Origin of the sequence: Pseudomonas donghuensis, assembly GCF_000696345.2 — a bacterium.
Classification (GTDB): Bacteria; Pseudomonadota; Gammaproteobacteria; order Pseudomonadales; family Pseudomonadaceae; genus Aquipseudomonas; species Aquipseudomonas donghuensis.
This window is the reverse complement of sequence record NZ_CP071706.1, coordinates 3,416,548-3,432,167: the sequence shown is the minus strand read 5'-3', so window position 1 is coordinate 3,432,167 and position 15,620 is coordinate 3,416,548. Positions and strand designations below refer to the sequence as shown.

Here is a 15,620-nt window from a genome sequence, read left to right as displayed (position 1 = left end):
CATCGGACTTGCCGGGGTACGTGCAGTTCCCCGGCAGTCACGCATCGTCGTCACGGTACAGCTCGAGCAACACCAGCGAGCGACCGCTGACCTGAAACTCGCTGGCAAAGGCATGCTGCTCGCCTTTGCGCAGGTGCGGCCGGTCGGTGTCGACCAGGCAGTTCCAGTATTCGCCCTCCGGCACGCCGGGCAGGGTGAAGGCCACCGTGTCGTGATGAGCGTTGACGATCAGCAGCAAGGTGGCGTCGGCCCCCGGGCGCAGGATGCCACTGACCTGGGCGCGGCCATCCATGAGCATGCCCAGGCAGCGCCCGTGGGCGTCCTGCCATTGCTCGACGCTCATCTCGCTGGCGTCCGGCGCCAGCCACGTGACATCCTTGACCCCGATCGCCTCATTGTAGTCGCCGACCAGAAAACGCGAACGGCGCAGCACCGGGTAAGCCAGGCGCAACGTGGTCAGGCGCTTGACGAACTTGAGCAGCGCGGCGCCGTCGTCGTCCAGCTCCCAGTTGACCCAGCCGATCTCACTGTCCTGGCAATAGGCGTTGTTGTTGCCGTGCTGGGTGCGGCTGAATTCGTCACCGGCAACGATCATCGGCGTACCCTGGGCCAACAGCAGGGTGGCGAACAAGTTGCGCATCTGGCGCAGGCGCAGGGCCTTGATTTCGGGGTCGTCGGTGGGGCCCTCGACACCGTGGTTCCAGGACAGGTTGTTGTTGCTGCCATCCTGGTTGTCTTCGTCGTTGTCCTCATTGTGCTTGTCGTTGTACGACACCAGGTCGCGCAGGGTGAAACCGTCGTGGGCGGTGATGAAGTTGATCGAAGCATAGGGCCTGCGCCCGCGGCGGTTGAACAGCTCGCCGGAGGCGGTCATGCGCGCGGCAAAGTCGGCCAGCTGGCCTTCGTCGCCTTTCCAGAAGGCGCGCACGGTATCGCGAAAGCGGTCATTCCATTCCGCCCAGCCGGGAGCGAAGTTGCCCACCTGGTAACCGCCGGGGCCGCAATCCCAGGGCTCGGCAATCAGTTTCACCTGGCTGAGCAACGGGTCCTGACGGCAGGCGACAAGAAAACTGTGGCGCTCGTCAAAGCCCTGGTGATAACGGCCGAGGATGGTCGCCAGGTCAAAGCGAAAACCGTCCACGTGCATCTCCCCGGCCCAGTAGCGCAGCGAATCGGTCACCAGCTGCAGCACGCAGGGGTGGCTGAGGTCGAGGGTGTTGCCGGTGCCGGAATCATTGACGTAGAAGCGCTTGTCGTCGGGCATCAGGCGGTAGTAGGAGGCATTGTCGATGCCGCGCATCGACAGGGTCGGGCCCAGCTCATTGCCCTCGGCCGTGTGGTTGTAGACCACGTCGAGGATCACCTCCAGGCCGGCGTCATGCAGGTGTGCGACCATCTCCTTGAATTCGGCGATCTTGCCGTTGGCCAGGTAACGCGGGTGCGGGGCAAAGAAGGCAATGCTGTTGTAGCCCCAATAATTGTTCAGGCCCTTTTGCAGCAGGTGCTGGTCGTTGACGAAGGCGTGAATCGGCAGCAATTCGATCGACGACACTCCCAGCTGTTTGATATGGCCGAGCAGTTCGTCGCACATCAGCCCGGCGAAGGTGCCACGGTTGGCCTCGGGGACTGCCGGGTGGCGCATGCTGATGCCACGTACGTGGGCTTCGTAGAGGATCGTCCGCTCCCAGGGAACGCCTACGCGCTGGTCGCGGCCCCAGGTGTAGGCCGGGTCGATGACCTTGCACTTGGGCACGAACGGCGCGCTGTCGCGTTGATCGAAACTGAGGTCGCCATCAGGGTGGCCGATGGTGTAGCCGAACAGTGCCTCGGACCATTTCAGGCGGCCGACCAACTGCTTGGCATAGGGGTCGATCAGCAGTTTGTTGGGGTTGAAACGGTGGCCGTTTTCCGGGGCGTAGGGGCCGTGCACCCGGTAGCCATAGATTTGCCCGGGGTGGGCGTCGGGCAGGTAGCCGTGGAAGATCTCATCGGTGTATTGCGGCAGCTCGATGCGCTCGAGCTCGACCTCGCCGCTGGCATCGAACAGGCACAGCTCGACCTTGGTGGCATTGGCCGAGAACAGCGCGAAGTTGACCCCCAGCCCATCCCAGGTGGCGCCCAGGGGGAAGGGCAGGCCTTCACGGATGCGCGAGGGTTCGGGGTGGACTTCGGCGGCGGGCTTGGCTTTGCGGGTGGTCATTTGTGCTCCTTGATGAGGCTGGGACTGCTCTGCAGCCCATCGCCGGCAAGCCGGCTCCCACAGGATTCGGTGCAAGCAGCCCCTGTGGGAGCTGGCTTGCCAGCGATGCTTTCAACGGCTTAAGCCAGCGGCGGCTTCTTGGCAGCCCTGGGCTTCTTCGGCGCCGCCGTAGCGCCGGCCGGCTTGGCCTTGCCGGTGCTGGCCGGCGGCGCCTTGGCGGGTTTGCGCGGTGTCACCTTGGGCGCCAGCGCTTCGGCTTCGGCGAGCTTGCGCGCCATGTCCCAATGGCGCTGCTCCTGGCCTTCGGGCCGGCCTTCCGATTCCCAGATCTGATAGGCGAATTCACGGATACGTTTTTCTTCGACACTCATCTCGACGCTCCTGAGGACTTAATGATGTTCAATGAACAGATTGACCGGAAACTCCTTGAGTGCAGTACTCAGCCACAGCTCCTGTGAGGCTGAGACTGCGCCTGTGGCAAACAGTCCCGAGCAATTGGCAGGCGACAAGGCAAACGGCAGGATCAGCCGGGTATCGTCCCAGTTCTGTGCCGGGATCAGGGGTATTGGCGACTGTGCAAGCAAGCCCCAGGCCAGGCGTGGCACGACAACAATGGCGTGCTCGTCGGCACTCACCCGGGCAAACGCCAGGACCCGCTCGGCGTGCCTGCCGCGCACTTCAACGGGCAGGTAGCGACCGCGCAGGAACAACTGGGGGTACTGTTGACGCCACTCCAGCACCTGGTTGATCAGCGCCTGTTTGACCCGACCGCTGCGCCAGTCCTGCAGCAGTTGCAACGTTGTGGTGCCGTCCCCCAGCGCCTGGCGGCGGCGGGCAAAATCCACCGGCCGGCGGTTGTCCGGGTCGACCAGGCTCAAGTCCCAGAATTCGTTGCCCTGGTACAGGTCGGGCACCCCTGGCGCGGTCATGCGCAGCAGGCATTGGGCCAAACTGTTGAGGGCCCCCGGGCAGGCGATCGCTTGCGCCGCCTCGGCCAGGGAATGGCGCAACTGCTGACTGGCGCGCTCCAGCAGCAGGGTATCGATAAAGTCCAGGCAGGCCTGCTCGTAGGCCTCGTTCGGTGCGCTCCAGCTGCTGCGCAGCTTGGCTTCGCGCAGGGCTTTGCGCTGCCATTGGCGCAGACGCTCGGCAAAGGCTTCCAGGGCCAACGGATCGTTCTCGTCGAGCTCCAGCGGCCAGCTGCCGAGCAGGGTCTGATACAACAGCAGTTCATCACCGGCGCCAGGCGCCTCACCGTCGGCCAGGGTGCAGCGCAAGGGGCTGGCAAGTTCGCGCCAGTGTTCGACCCGGCTGGCAAACCAGCTGCTGCGCTCGCTCAGCACCGCCAGGCGCGCGCGGGTGTCTTCGCCGCGTTTATGGTCATGGGTGGCGGTGGTGAGCAGGTTGTCCGGGAACTGCTCCAGGCGCTCGCTGCAGTGCTGATGGAAGTCCTCGACCGGGGCGCTGAAGCGCTCGGCATCAAAGCCGACATCGTTGCGCGACAGCAGCAGAGCCGAACGGTAAAATGCGGTGTCTTCCACGGCCTTGGCGGCGGTGGGTGACGTCAGTTGCTGGAAGCGCACGCAGGCATGACGGCGGTGTTTGCGTGGCCGGCCTGGCGGCAACTGGCGCCAGGGTTCGCCGCCGAGCCAGCGCTGCAGGTAATCGAGCACCGGCCAGTCGGCTTCGCTCAGGCACTGGCGAGCGCCACGCAGGGCCTGCTGGAAAAACGCTTCGTCTTCGCTGGGGCGCCCGCAGGCATTGATGTAGGTGCGGTACACCGGGTAGTGCTCGATCAGGGCCTGCACGGTGCGGCGGATGGCGCCGAAGGTCAGGTCGCGGCTCATCAGGTCGTCGCGGGCCACCTGCAACAATGCCTGGGCCACCGACTCGAAATCGCCGGCCAGGCTGCCATTGAGGATCTGCTGGCGGGCCAGGCGCACTTCCTCGGTAAAATCCGGGCGATCGCTGAGTGCGCTCCACAGCGCGGCCAGTTCACCTTCGCCGTCCGGGTCATGCTGCAGCAGCGAGACCTGGTTCATGAACTCATAACCGGTGGTGCCGTCGATGTGCCAATCGCGGTGCAATTGCTCGCCGGCGCCGAGGATTTTCTCGACATAGATCGGAAAGTGCTCCAGTGCCGCCTCCAGTGGGCGCTGGGCCAGCAGCCCGTCGACCCGGCGGCGCAGCTTGCGGCAGTAGCCTCGCGGGTCGGCCAGGCCGTCGATGTGGTCGATGCGCAACCCATCGACCAGCCCGCGGCCGATCAGCTCGAACACCTTGCCGTGGGTCGCTTCGAACACCGCTGCGCGCTCCACGCGCAAACCGCCCAGTTCGTTGACGTCAAAGAAACGCCGCCAGTTGATATCGTCGCCGGCGGTGCGCCAGCTGGCCAGGCGATAGGGCTGGCGCTCGAGCAGCGCGTGCAGGCGCTGGAAGCCTTCTGGCGTGCGGCTGTCGAATGCACTGAGCAGATTGTCCAGGGGCTGCTGCCTGGACAGCGCGGCCAGCTCGGCCAGCAGCGGCCGGGCGCGCACCGGCGCATCGGCAGCCGTGCGCAGGCTCTCCAAGCGTGCGCCCAGCGCCTGCAGGGCGGCGCCACCATTGGCGAGAATCACCCCGTAGTCGGCCGGGCAGATCGGAAAGCGGTGGTGGTGATGCTGGATATGAAACTGCCCAGTAGCGGCATCGAACTGCAGAGGGATTTCACCGCCTTGCAGCATCGCACCGTAGTCACTGGCCAGAAACGGCAGCAACAACTGGCCTTCGAGCAGCGGGTCGGGCGAGTGCCACTGGATGTCGAAGAATTCGGCATAGCGGCTGCGCCGGCCCCAGGCCAGCAGGTCCTGCCACCAGGGATTGTCGCTGCCGACCGCCATGTGGTTGGACACCATGTCGAGGATCAGGCCCATGCCGTGCAAGCGCAGCGCCGCCACCAGCCGCACCAGCGCCGCTTCGCCGCCGAGTTGCGGGCTGACCTGGCCGGGGTCGACCACATCGTAACCATGGCGCGAGCCGGGGCGGGCGCGCAGCAACGGCGAGGCATACAGGTGGCTGACCCCTAAGCGGGCGAAGTAGGGCACCAGCGCGGCGGCGTCGTCGAGGCTGAAGTCAGCATGAAACTGCAGGCGCAGGGTGGCGCTCAGGGCTTTCATCGGTCACGCTCCCAGGCTTGTTCGCGAGCCTGCGCCAGCAGCTCCAGGCGCCGCGCCGCGTCCTCGTCGTCGAGCAGGGCGGTGGCCGGCAGGGCAAAGCGCCGGCGCCAGTTCGGGTGGCTGTTGGTGGTGCCCGGCAGGTTGGGTTGTTCATCGATGCCCAGCAGGTCTTCCAGCGGGACCAGCACCAGCGGCGCGCGGGTATGGCCGAGGTAGCGGATGCTGGCATCGATCAGGGCGTCGCTGTCTGCCAGGGGTTGGCCGTAGTTGTGTTCGAGGATCCGCCGCAGGCCCTGACGCTCGTGCTGGCGGGTTTCGCGCCAGTGGCGTTCGGTGATGCCGTCGATCAGGGCCAGGCGCTGGTTCCAGTCAATATCGCGGGCCTCCAGCCAGCCGGCCAGCGTCGGCAGGTCATGGGTGCTGGTGGTCGCCAGGGCGCTGTCGGGCCAGTCGAGGATGGGCTTGAAGTGGCCGGGCGGGTCCTGTTCGAACAGCAGCACGCGCATGCCGAGGATCGCCCGTGCGGCGAGTTTCTCGCGCAGCCCTTCAGGGACGGTGCCGAGGTCTTCGCCCAGCACGATTGCCTGGTGTCGCACTGACTCAAGGCTGAGCAGGCGCAGCAGGTCATCGAGTGGGTAGTGCAGGTAGGCACCCTCGGCCGGGCTTGCGCCTTGCGGGATCAGCCACAGGCGTTGCAGGCCCATGACATGATCGATGCGCAGGCCCCCGGCATGGGCGAAGTTGGCTCGCAGCATTTCGATAAAGGCGCGGTAGCCGTTGCGCCGCAGGCCTTCGGGCGAGAAGGCGCAGATGCCCCAGTTTTGCCCGGTACGGTTGAGGATGTCGGGCGGGGCGCCGACATTCAGACCCGCCAGCAGCTCGTCCTGGCGGCTCCAGGCCTGGCTGCCGGCGCCGTCGGCTCCCACCGCAAGGTCAGCGATCAGGCCGATGCTCATGCCGTTGCTGCGCGCCGCATCCTGGGCGCGCTGCAGGCTGCGTTCGATCAGCCATTGGCAGAAGGCGTGAAACTCCACCTCCTCACTGTGCTGGCGGGCGAAGGCGCTCACCTGCGGGCTATGCGGGTCGTGCCAGGCGGCGGGCCAGCCGCGCCAGTCCTGGCCGATATCGCGTTTGAGCGCATGCTCGAGCAGCACCTCGAAGCGGCAGTGGCGCTCCAGTGCGGGCCCGGCGTGCTGGCGATAGCTGCTGAAATCGGCGAACAACGGGTGCTCAGCGGCGATGAAGTCGCGATACAGCGCGCGCAGCAGGCGCTGGCGAAACGACGCCGCCTGCGGCCAGTCGATCAGTGGCAATAGTTCAAGCTGCTCAAGCGGGTCGTGCAACTGACAAGCCTCAATGGCCATGCGCACCGCGCGGTCCCCCAGCAGCGCCGCGGGGCTGGCATACAGGCTGTTGAGAAACAGCCGGCTGGACGGCGAGTAAGGGCTGTAGCGCTGGGTGTCGCTGGCGAACATGGCGTGCAGCGGGCTGATCGCCAGGGCATCGGCGCCACGTTCGGCGGCGCTGCGCACCAGGGCTTCGAGGGCCAGGCAGTCGCCATAGCCGCCGTCGTTGGGGCGACGCAGGCTGTACAACTGGGCGCTCAGCCCCCAGCAGCGCGGTGTTGGCGTGCCGAGGGCATCGGCAATGCTGTAGCAGCGTGCGGGCGCTACGGCCAGGGTGAAGTGCTGCTGGTCGATCTGCACCTGGTGATAGCCGATAGGCAAGCTACCGGCAAGCCTGGCTTGGTCATCCAACTGCAGCTGTTGTTCGCTGCCATCCTCAAGCAGCACCCGGCACGGCATCGACGCCGGGAAATAGCCTGCCAGCTCCAGTGGCTGGTGTTGGTCAACGGTCAACAGCGGCGGCAGGTGGCGGGCATCGTGGGCACTGAGCAGGGCCTGGATGCTGGCTTCGATCGCCTCGACGCTATCGGCCGGATGGCCAAGCCCGGCCAGCACCCGCTGCAGCGCCGGGTCGCTGACCCGCTGGGCGCGGCCGTTGGCGTCGATCCAGTCCACGGCCAGGCCCGCCAGTTCGGCCAGTTGCTGCAAGCGAGGGTCAGTCATGGGCAGGCTCCGCTGGGGTGGTCGGCATCAGGCTGACCAGGGTGGTGTAGGGCGGCAGGTGCGTAGTGCCGACGCAAGCCTCGCTGCAGGTGAACAGTCGCGCAGCGTTATCGGGCAGGTCGGCACGTTGCGAGGTCGGGCCAAGGTTCAGGTCGATACGCAGCTCGCCGCCGCTTTTCAGCTGCCAGCGCACACTCAGGGCCTGCGGCCCCAGCACCCGGGCACCGAGGGCGCGGATACCAGGCAGGTGCGGGACGATGTGCCGGGCGCGCAGGGCCAGCAGTTCACGGTATAACTGTAGCCAGGGTTGCTGGCGCGATTGGGGCGGGCGCGGCCTTGAGGCGTTGAAGGTGGTGACGGCGTTGGGGTCGGGAATCCGCGCCCGGGTCGCGGCGTCGGCAAAGGCGGCAAAACTGGCGAACTCGGCCCGCCGGCCTGCGCGCACGGCATCGGCGAGTTCGTCGTGATGATCGGTAAAAAAGACGAAAGGTTGCTCGCAGCCCCATTCATCGCCCATGAACAGCAGCGGGATCATCGGTGCCAGCAGCAACAGGGTGGTGGCGGCCCGCAAGGCGGGTAGCGGGCACAGCTGGTTGAGGCGCTCGCCGAATGCGCGATTGCCGATCTGGTCGTGGTTCTGCAGGAACAGTACAAAGGCGGTAGGCGGCAAATGGCCGCTGGGCTCGCCGCGGGGGCGGCCGTTGCGGTCGGGCTGGCCCTGGAAGACGAAGCCCTGGCTCAGGCAGCGTGCCAGTTTGTCGATGGTCGATTCGCTGTAATCGACGTAGTACGCCTCCTGCTCACCGGTCAGTAGCACGTGCAGGGCGTTATGGCCATCGTCGTTCCACTGCGCATCGAAGCCCTGTTCGAGCAGGTGTGACTGGTTATGTTCGTTCTCAAGGCTCAGCCACACCTGACGCCCGGGAGCGATGTCATTGCGCACCCGGCGTGCCAGCTCGGCGAGAAAATCCGGCTCATCGATGGCGTGCACGGCGTCCAGGCGCAGGCCGTCGATGCGATAATCCTGCAGCCACATCAGGGCGTTTTCGATAAAGAAGTCGCGCACCTGGCGGCGGCGAAAATCGATCGCCGCGCCCCAGGGGGTCTTGCGATCTTCGCGGAAAAATCCGCTGGCATACTGGCCGAGATAATTGCCGTCCGGGCCGAAATGGTTGTAGACCACATCGAGCACGACCATCAGGCCATGGCCGTGGGCCTGGTCAATCAATTCGCGCAGTTGCATCGGGGTGCCATAACTGTGTTGCGGGGCAAACGGCAGCACGCCGTCATAGCCCCAGTTGCGTTCGCCCGGAAACTGTCCGACCGGCATCAGCTCGATCGCGGTGATACCCAGTTCGGCCAGGGCTGGCAAGCGTTCGATCACTCCGGCATAACCGCCGCACAGGCCGACGTGCAGCTCGTAGATGACCGCTTCGTGCCAGGGGCGTCCGTGCCAGTCCGGGTGCTGCCAGCGGTAGGCGGCAGGGGCCAGCAGCGCGCTGGGGCCGTGCACGCCTTCGGGCTGGTGGCGCGACGCCGGGTCGGCGACGCTCAGCTTGCCGTCGATGCGATAGCGATAACGGCTACCGGCGCTACACGCGAGCCGGCCGATGAACCAACCGTCAGCCTGTGCCGGCAAAACTTCACGCCGCCCCGACGCGAACTCGACATCTACCCGCTGCGCGTCCGGAGCCCAGAGGGCAAACCGGGCGCTGTTGCTGTCCAGCATCGCGGCCCCGTGAGTCGCGCGCTCCTGTGACCTAAAGGGCATACCTGCCACCTCGCGTTCAGCGTGGGGTTGCACGGGCGTTTTCGACCAGTTCCTCGTAGAGACGGGCATAAGGCTCGACAGCCTGGCACCAGTTGAAGGGTTGGGTCATGGCCAGGCAACGCATGGCGTTGAGCAGGTTTTTTTTGCTGTACACGTAGAACGCCCGGCCCAGGGCTTCGCGGTAGCTGTCGACGGTGGGCTCATCGAACAGAAAGCCGGTCACGCCATTTTCGATGGTGTCGGCCAGGCCGCCGGTGTTACGCGCCACCGGCAGTGAACCGAAGCGCTGGGCGTACATCTGGCTCAGCCCGCAGGGTTCGTAGCGTGATGGCATCAAGAGGAAGTCGCTGCCGGCGAACATGCGTCGGGCATCGGTTTCATTGAAGCCAATACGCACGCCAATCTGCCCGGGATGGCGCAGGGCAAGTTCGCGCATGGCCTGTTCTTCTTCCGGTTCGCCACGGCCGATGATCGCAATCTGGCCCCCTTGGCGCACGATGTATTCGGCCACCCCCAGGGTCAGGTCCAGGCCCTTTTGATACACCAGGCGCGAAACCACGGCGAACAGCGGCCCGCTCGAAGGTTCGAGGTCGAACAGTTCGCGGACCTGCCGGGAGTTGGCGGCCTTGCCTTGCCAGTCGTTGAGGCTGAAGGGGTGGGCCAGGTGCGGGTCGCTGGCCGAGTCCCAGCTTTCGTCAATGCCGTTGGGGATGCCGCTGAGCAGGCCTTGCTGGGCCTTGCTGGCAAGAAAGCCATCCAGCCCGCAGCCAAATGACGGCGTGGTGATTTCCCGGGCGTAGGTGGCACTGACCGTGGTGATGTGGCTGGAGTAGGCGAGGCCGGCCTTGAGGAACGACAGCTTGCCATAGAACTCCATGCCTTCCTGCTGCAGGGCATGATCGGGGATCGCCAGCTCCGGGCAGCAGGCGCGGCTGACCACGCCCTGGTAGGCCAGGTTGTGAATGGTGAACAGGGTCGGGGTCTGCAGGCCGCGCCAGTGCATATAGGCCGGGGCCAGGCCCGCCGGCCAGTCGTGGGCGTGGACCAGGTCGGGCTTCCAGTGGACCATGCCTTCACCGGCGGCGATTTCCGCGGCGGCCAGGCCCAGGCGGGCGAAGCGGATGTGGTTGTCGGGCCAGTCGCGACCGTTGTTGGCACCATAGGGGGTGCCTTCGCGCTGGTACAGCTCGGGGCAGATCAACACATAGATGACCAGGCCATCGGCCAGGTCCATGCGTCCGATCTTGCACGGCGGCAAGGCCGCGTGGCCGCCCAGCTCGCCCACCAGGTGGATCGGGTTGTCGCTCTCCAGCACCTGCGGGTAACCGGGAATCAGCACCCGCACATCGTGCAAATGGCGCATGGCCCGCGGCAGCGCCGCCGAGACATCGCCCAGGCCGCCAGTCTTGACCAGGTCGGCGATTTCCGAGGTAACGAACAACACCTTGCGTTTGTGCGATGAATGTCTGGGGTCAGCACCCAGTGCCTTGGCTGTCGGCGTGAACTCCGCTCCAAGCGGCTCACGCGTATCCGGGGTGAAATGCTCTACATGAGGTTCGACAGCGGCACTGATCATACGTCTCTCCGTCCCTAAGTGGTGCGGGCGTGGGCGCCCGTTGTTGTTTCTTTACCGATACTGTTCTCTGTAAGTGATGTTGCCTTGCGTTCCATGCCCCGAAGCCAAGCGCACAAGCGCTACGCAAGCCGGCATCCTGCCGACGGCGTGGTGACAATATGGGGTGGGTGGGCCGCGTCCGTTGAAGCGGAATCGATGGCCTACTTAGTTCCTGACCTACCGCAATTCCAGAAGTTTCGACTAATTTCAGTCGAGTTTTCCGGGCGATGTCTGGCCGAGTACCGAGTGTAGGAGAGATATCGTGAAAAATGTGACCCGCTGGTCATTTTTGCAGAGGGGAAAACCTGCTGCCCCTGGACCGCAGGTCATGGCGCAGGTTCAGCGTGCGGCGGCAGCGAGGAGTGATGGCGGCTGATCGGCCACTGCTGGCCATTTTCTGTACGCCACGCTAATCGTCAGGCGCGGGTTGGCACCTGGCCGTCCTGGGCTTGCTGCAGGAGCAGATTCAGTTGGGCGACTTGTTGTTGCAACTGGTCGCGCTCCTCCTTGAGGCGACGCAGCTCGTCGCGGCGAACCGTCACGTAGAGGGTCTGGGCAGGCATTTTTGGCAGAAGGGTTCCCATTGCACACCTCGCATAGGGTGGGTCGTTTTTCTAACAGCGTAGCTGCTGGATCGGCGGCGATTCTGAATTCTTTTCGCGGTCATTGGAACTTTTTTGTTTCTGGTTGTCTTGCCGTTCGTCGCTGAACCAAGTGGGCGACGGCTGGACTAACCTTGAAGGCCTGAACCGGCATTTTTCATTCCAGGGGAGCATCGCACATGCAATTGGGAATCGTGGGGCTGGGCCGCATGGGCGGCAATATTGCGCGGCGCTTGATGCGTGGCGGGCATCGCATGGTGGTGCATGACCGTGATCGCCAGGTGGTGGAAGCCCTGGTCAAGGACGGCGCCAACGGCGCCCATGACCTTGGCGCGCTGGTGGGCAAGCTGGACAAGCCGCGGGCGGTGTGGGTGATGCTGCCGGCCGGTGCGGCGACCGAGCAGACCATCGCGCAACTGGCCGACCTGCTCGACGCCGACGACGTAATCATCGACGGCGGCAACACTTTCTACAAGGACGACATGCGCCGCGCCGCCGAGCTGGGCCAGCGCAACCTGCACTATATCGATGTCGGCACCTCGGGCGGGGTCTGGGGCCTGGAACGCGGCTACTGCATGATGATCGGTGGCGAAAAGGCGGTGGTCGAGCGTCTCGATCCATTGTTTGCCACCCTGGCTCCCGGGGTCGGTGACATCCCCCGCACCCGTGGCCGCCAGGGCCCGGCCGGGCGTGCCGAGCAGGGTTATATTCATGCCGGGCCCGCAGGTGCCGGGCACTACGTGAAGATGATCCACAACGGCATCGAGTACGGCCTGATGCAGGCCTATGCCGAAGGGTTCGACCTGCTCAAGAGCAAGGGCAGCGATGCCGTGCCGGCCGAGCAGCGCTTTGACCTGAACCTGGCCGAAATCGCCGAAGTGTGGCGTCGTGGCAGCGTGGTGACGTCCTGGCTGCTTGACCTTACCGCCGACGCCCTGGTGGCCGATCCGCAACTGGGCGGCTACAGCGGCTCGGTCGCCGACAGCGGCGAAGGACGCTGGACCATTGATGCGGCCGTCGAGCAGGCAGTGCCGGTGCCGGTGTTGTCCAGCGCACTGTTCGCCCGCTTCCGCTCGCGCCAGCAGCAGGGCACCTACGCTGACCGCATGCTGTCGGCGATGCGCTTCGGCTTTGGTGGTCACGTCGAGAAGAACGCCGAATGAGCAAAACACAGATCGAAGCGGCCCCGCCTTGCAACCTGTTTCTGTTTGGCGCCAATGGCGACCTGGTCAAACGCCTGCTGATGCCGGCGCTGTACAACCTGAGCCGCGATGGCTTGCTCGACAAAGGCCTGCGGATCATCGGCGTCGACCACAACGCCGCCACCGACGGCGAGTTTGCCGCACGCCTGGAAGCCTTCATGCGCGAGCGTGACAAGGCTAGCCAAGGCGCCAGCAAGTGCCTGGATGACAAGCTCTGGGCGCGCCTGGCCAAGCGCATCGGCTACCTGACCGGCGACTTTCTCGACCAGGCGACCTACCAGGCCATCGCCGAGCGCATCCGCAGCAACCCTAGCGCCAACGCGGTGTTCTACCTGGCCACCTCGCCGCGTTTTTTCAGCGAAGTGGTGCAGCGCCTGGGCGCCGCCGGCCTGCTCGACGAAACCGACGGCTTTCGCCGGGTGGTGGTGGAAAAACCCTTCGGCTCGGACCTGGCCAGCGCTGAGGCGCTCAATACCTGCCTGCTCAAGGTCATGAGCGAAAAGCAGATCTACCGTATCGACCATTACCTGGGCAAAGAAACGGTCCAGAACATTCTCGTCAGCCGCTTTTCCAACGGCCTGTTCGAAGCCTTCTGGAACAACCACTACATCGATCATGTGCAGATCACCGCCGCCGAAACCGTCGGCGTTGAAAGCCGCGGCGGGTTCTACGACAACACCGGCGCCTTGCGTGACATGGTGCCCAATCACCTGTTCCAGCTGCTGGCCATGGTCGCCATGGAGCCGCCAGCGGCCTTTGGCGCCGATGCGGTGCGCAGTGAGAAAGCCAAGGTCATCGGTGCGATCCGGCCCTGGTCGAAGCACATGGCCCTGAAGAATTCGGTGCGCGGCCAGTACAGCGCCGGCAAGCAAGGGCGCAAGAAAGTCCCTGGCTACCGCGAAGAACCGCGGGTCGAGCCCGACAGCAACACCGAAACCTTCGTCGCCCTCAAGGTGATGATCGACAACTGGCGCTGGGTCGGCGTGCCATTCTACCTGCGCACCGGCAAGCGCATGAGCGTGCGCGACACCGAGATTGCCATCTGCTTCAAGCCGGCGCCCTACGCGCAGTTTCGCGACACCGAGGTCGAGCGGCTCAAGCCCAACTACCTGAAAATCCAGATCCAGCCCAACGAAGGCATGTGGTTCGACCTGCAGGCCAAGCGCCCGGGCCCGGCCCTGGCCATGGAGAACGTCGAGCTGGGTTTTGCCTACAAGGACTTTTTCAAGATGCAGCCGTCGACCGGCTACGAGACGCTGATCTACGACTGCCTGACCGGCGACCAGACGTTGTTTCAGCGTGCCGACAACATCGAGAACGGCTGGCGCGCGGTGCAGCCGTTTCTCGATGCCTGGAAGGAGGGCGGCGAGGTGCAGCCCTATGCCGCCGGCGAAAATGGCCCGACGGCGGCGGATGAGTTGCTGGCCCGGGACCGGAGGGTCTGGCACCGCATCGGGTGAAACCCATCGCGGGACAAGCCCGCTCCTACAACCAGTACGTCACCGCCCACCACCCCAGCCCACCCATGACCACGGTGTAGGGCAGCGCCATCCACACCATGCGCCCGTACGACAGGCGAATCAGCGGCGCAATCGCCGAGGTCAGCAGGAACAGGAACGCCGCCTGGCCATTGGGCGTGGCCACGCTCGGCAGGTTGGTGCCGGTATTGATTGCCACCGCCAGGGTCTCGAAGTGCTCACGGCTCATGCCGCCGTTGACAAACGCCTGCTTGACCTCGGTGATATAGATAGTGGCGACGAACACGTTGTCGCTGATCGCCGACAACAGGCCGTTGGCGATAAACAGCATGCCTGGCTGCTGATCGGCCGGTAGCGCCAGCACCCACTGGATCAGCGGGGTAAACAGCTGCTGCTGGTGAATCACCGCCACCACGGCAAAGAACACCACCAACAGCGCGGTAAACGGCATGGCGTCCTGGAACGCGCGGCCCAGGCGGTGTTCGTCGGTGATGCCGGTAAAGGCGGTGATCAGCACGATCACCAGCAGGCCGATCAGGCCCACTTCGGCCACATGCAGGCCCAGGCCGATGATCAGGATCAGCGCCGCCAGGCCCTGCACCAGCAGCGCGGCACGCTGCTGGGTGGTGCGCTGGGCGTCGTCTTCGGCGGCATAGGTGGCCAGCACCTGGCGCACGGTGTCCGGCAGCAGGGTGCCGTAGCCGAACCAGCGCAGTTTCTCCAGCAGGACACAGGTGACCAGCCCGGCCACCAGCACCGGCAGCGACACCGGCGCGACCTTGAGGAAGAACTCGGCGAAGTGCCAGCCCATTTCGTGGCCGATCAGCAGGTTCTGCGGCTCACCCACCAGGGTGCACACGCCGCCCAGGGCGGTACCGACAGCCCCATGCATCAGCAGGCTGCGCAAGAACGCGCGAAACTGCTGCAGGTCTTCGCGGTGCAGGTGAGCGATCTGCTGGTCGCTGTCCAGGTCGGACTCTTCCCGCGGGTTGCCGCCGGAAGCGACCCGGTGATACACCGAATAAAAGCCCACCGCCGCGCTGATGATCACCGCCGTGACCGTCAAGGCATCGAGAAACGCCGAGAGGAACGCCGACAGAAAGCAGAACAGCAAGGCCAGCAGGGTCTTGGAGCGCACCCCCAGCAGGATGCGCGAAAACAGGAACAGCAGCAGGTCTTTCATGAAGTAGATGCCGGCGACCATGAACATCAGCAGCAGGATCACCGGAAAGTTGTGCTGCAGCTCTTCATACAGCGCTTGCGGCGTGGTCATGCCCAGCAACAGGGCTTCGACCATCAGCAGGCCGCCGGGCATCAGCGGGTAGCACTTGAGCGCCATGCCGAGGGTAAAGATGAACTCGATCACCAGCACCCAGCCGGCCACCACCGGGCCAAGGGTGAACAGCAGCAGGGGATTGAGCAGCAGGAACAGGCACAAGGTGGCCTTGTACCAGCGCGGCGACTGACCGAGAAAATTGTGGGCCAGGGCGCCGGCCAGGGAGCGGGACATGAAAATGTATCCTTATGA

Annotated in this window: 10 protein-coding genes; 2 read left to right on the top strand and 8 right to left on the bottom strand. The window is 65.0% G+C overall.

All coding sequences use genetic code 11. The annotated features are described in order from the left end of the window. Nucleotides 1–37 precede the first annotated feature (37 nt). The 7 genes from glgX to BV82_RS15850 all read right to left on the bottom strand — a co-directional run bounded on the left by glgX (nucleotide 38) and on the right by BV82_RS15850 (nucleotide 11,394). A complete protein-coding gene (glgX, locus tag BV82_RS15880) occupies nucleotides 38–2,200 on the bottom strand; it encodes a glycogen debranching protein GlgX (RefSeq protein ID WP_010223741.1) in 2,163 nt (720 codons plus the stop codon). 119 nt (nucleotides 2,201–2,319) lie between these two features. After that, nucleotides 2,320–2,571, bottom strand: a complete 252-nt coding sequence (locus BV82_RS15875) for a DUF2934 domain-containing protein (RefSeq protein WP_010223739.1) — start codon at nucleotides 2,569–2,571, stop codon at nucleotides 2,320–2,322. A gap of 18 nt (nucleotides 2,572–2,589) precedes the next feature. Then, entirely contained in the window at nucleotides 2,590–5,355 is a 2,766-nt protein-coding gene (locus BV82_RS15870) for a malto-oligosyltrehalose synthase (protein ID WP_036995198.1), read from the bottom strand. Then, nucleotides 5,352–7,424 (bottom strand): 4-alpha-glucanotransferase, encoded by a 2,073-nt coding sequence (malQ, locus tag BV82_RS15865; protein WP_036995197.1) that lies wholly within the window; start codon nucleotides 7,422–7,424, stop codon nucleotides 5,352–5,354. Before malQ ends, BV82_RS15870 begins: the two co-directional genes overlap by 4 nt. Continuing rightward, complete coding sequence (gene treZ / locus BV82_RS15860) at nucleotides 7,417–9,195, bottom strand: malto-oligosyltrehalose trehalohydrolase (RefSeq protein WP_051636751.1); 1,779 nt, start codon at nucleotides 9,193–9,195, stop codon at nucleotides 7,417–7,419. The genes malQ and treZ overlap by 8 nt, the downstream gene beginning before the upstream one ends. Before the next feature lie 16 nt (nucleotides 9,196–9,211). Next, complete coding sequence (gene glgA / locus BV82_RS15855) at nucleotides 9,212–10,771, bottom strand: glycogen synthase GlgA (protein WP_010223733.1); 1,560 nt, start codon at nucleotides 10,769–10,771, stop codon at nucleotides 9,212–9,214. A 455-nt stretch (nucleotides 10,772–11,226) separates the two neighbouring features. After that, entirely contained in the window at nucleotides 11,227–11,394 is a 168-nt protein-coding gene (locus BV82_RS15850) for a DUF6026 family protein (RefSeq protein ID WP_010223732.1), read from the bottom strand. Between the two features lie 170 nt (nucleotides 11,395–11,564). On the opposite strand from BV82_RS15850, the gene gnd reads away from it, so the two are divergent. Together gnd and zwf are read left to right on the top strand one after the other, a co-directional pair. After that, nucleotides 11,565–12,575, top strand: coding sequence for a phosphogluconate dehydrogenase (NAD(+)-dependent, decarboxylating) (gnd, locus tag BV82_RS15845; protein WP_275959749.1), 1,011 nt, complete (start codon nucleotides 11,565–11,567; stop codon nucleotides 12,573–12,575). Next, complete coding sequence (gene zwf, locus BV82_RS15840) at nucleotides 12,572–14,074, top strand: glucose-6-phosphate dehydrogenase (protein ID WP_010223729.1); 1,503 nt, start codon at nucleotides 12,572–12,574, stop codon at nucleotides 14,072–14,074. The genes gnd and zwf overlap by 4 nt, the downstream gene beginning before the upstream one ends. 25 nt (nucleotides 14,075–14,099) lie before the next feature. Here the strand turns inward: zwf and nhaB are convergent, their stop codons facing one another. Then, on the bottom strand, nucleotides 14,100–15,602 hold the full coding sequence (gene nhaB, locus BV82_RS15835; protein ID WP_010223726.1) for a sodium/proton antiporter NhaB: 1,503 nt from the start codon (nucleotides 15,600–15,602) through the stop codon (nucleotides 14,100–14,102). Nucleotides 15,603–15,620 lie beyond the last annotated feature (18 nt).

Bases quoted from the DNA above. Each gene is read 5' to 3' on its own strand.
- BV82_RS15850 (WP_010223732.1), bottom strand. From the start codon at position 11,394: ATGGGAACCCTTCTGCCAAAAATGCCTGCCCAGACCCTCTACGTGACG.
- zwf (WP_010223729.1), top strand. From the start codon at position 12,572: ATGAGCAAAACACAGATCGAAGCGGCCCCGCCTTGCAACCTGTTTCTG.
- glgA (WP_010223733.1), bottom strand. From the start codon at position 10,771: ATGATCAGTGCCGCTGTCGAACCTCATGTAGAGCATTTCACCCCGGAT.
- BV82_RS15870 (WP_036995198.1), bottom strand. From the start codon at position 5,355: ATGAAAGCCCTGAGCGCCACCCTGCGCCTGCAGTTTCATGCTGACTTC.
- treZ (WP_051636751.1), bottom strand. From the start codon at position 9,195: ATGCCCTTTAGGTCACAGGAGCGCGCGACTCACGGGGCCGCGATGCTG.
- BV82_RS15875 (WP_010223739.1), bottom strand. From the start codon at position 2,571: ATGAGTGTCGAAGAAAAACGTATCCGTGAATTCGCCTATCAGATCTGG.
- malQ (WP_036995197.1), bottom strand. From the start codon at position 7,424: ATGACTGACCCTCGCTTGCAGCAACTGGCCGAACTGGCGGGCCTGGCC.
- glgX (WP_010223741.1), bottom strand. From the start codon at position 2,200: ATGACCACCCGCAAAGCCAAGCCCGCCGCCGAAGTCCACCCCGAACCC.
- nhaB (WP_010223726.1), bottom strand. From the start codon at position 15,602: ATGTCCCGCTCCCTGGCCGGCGCCCTGGCCCACAATTTTCTCGGTCAG.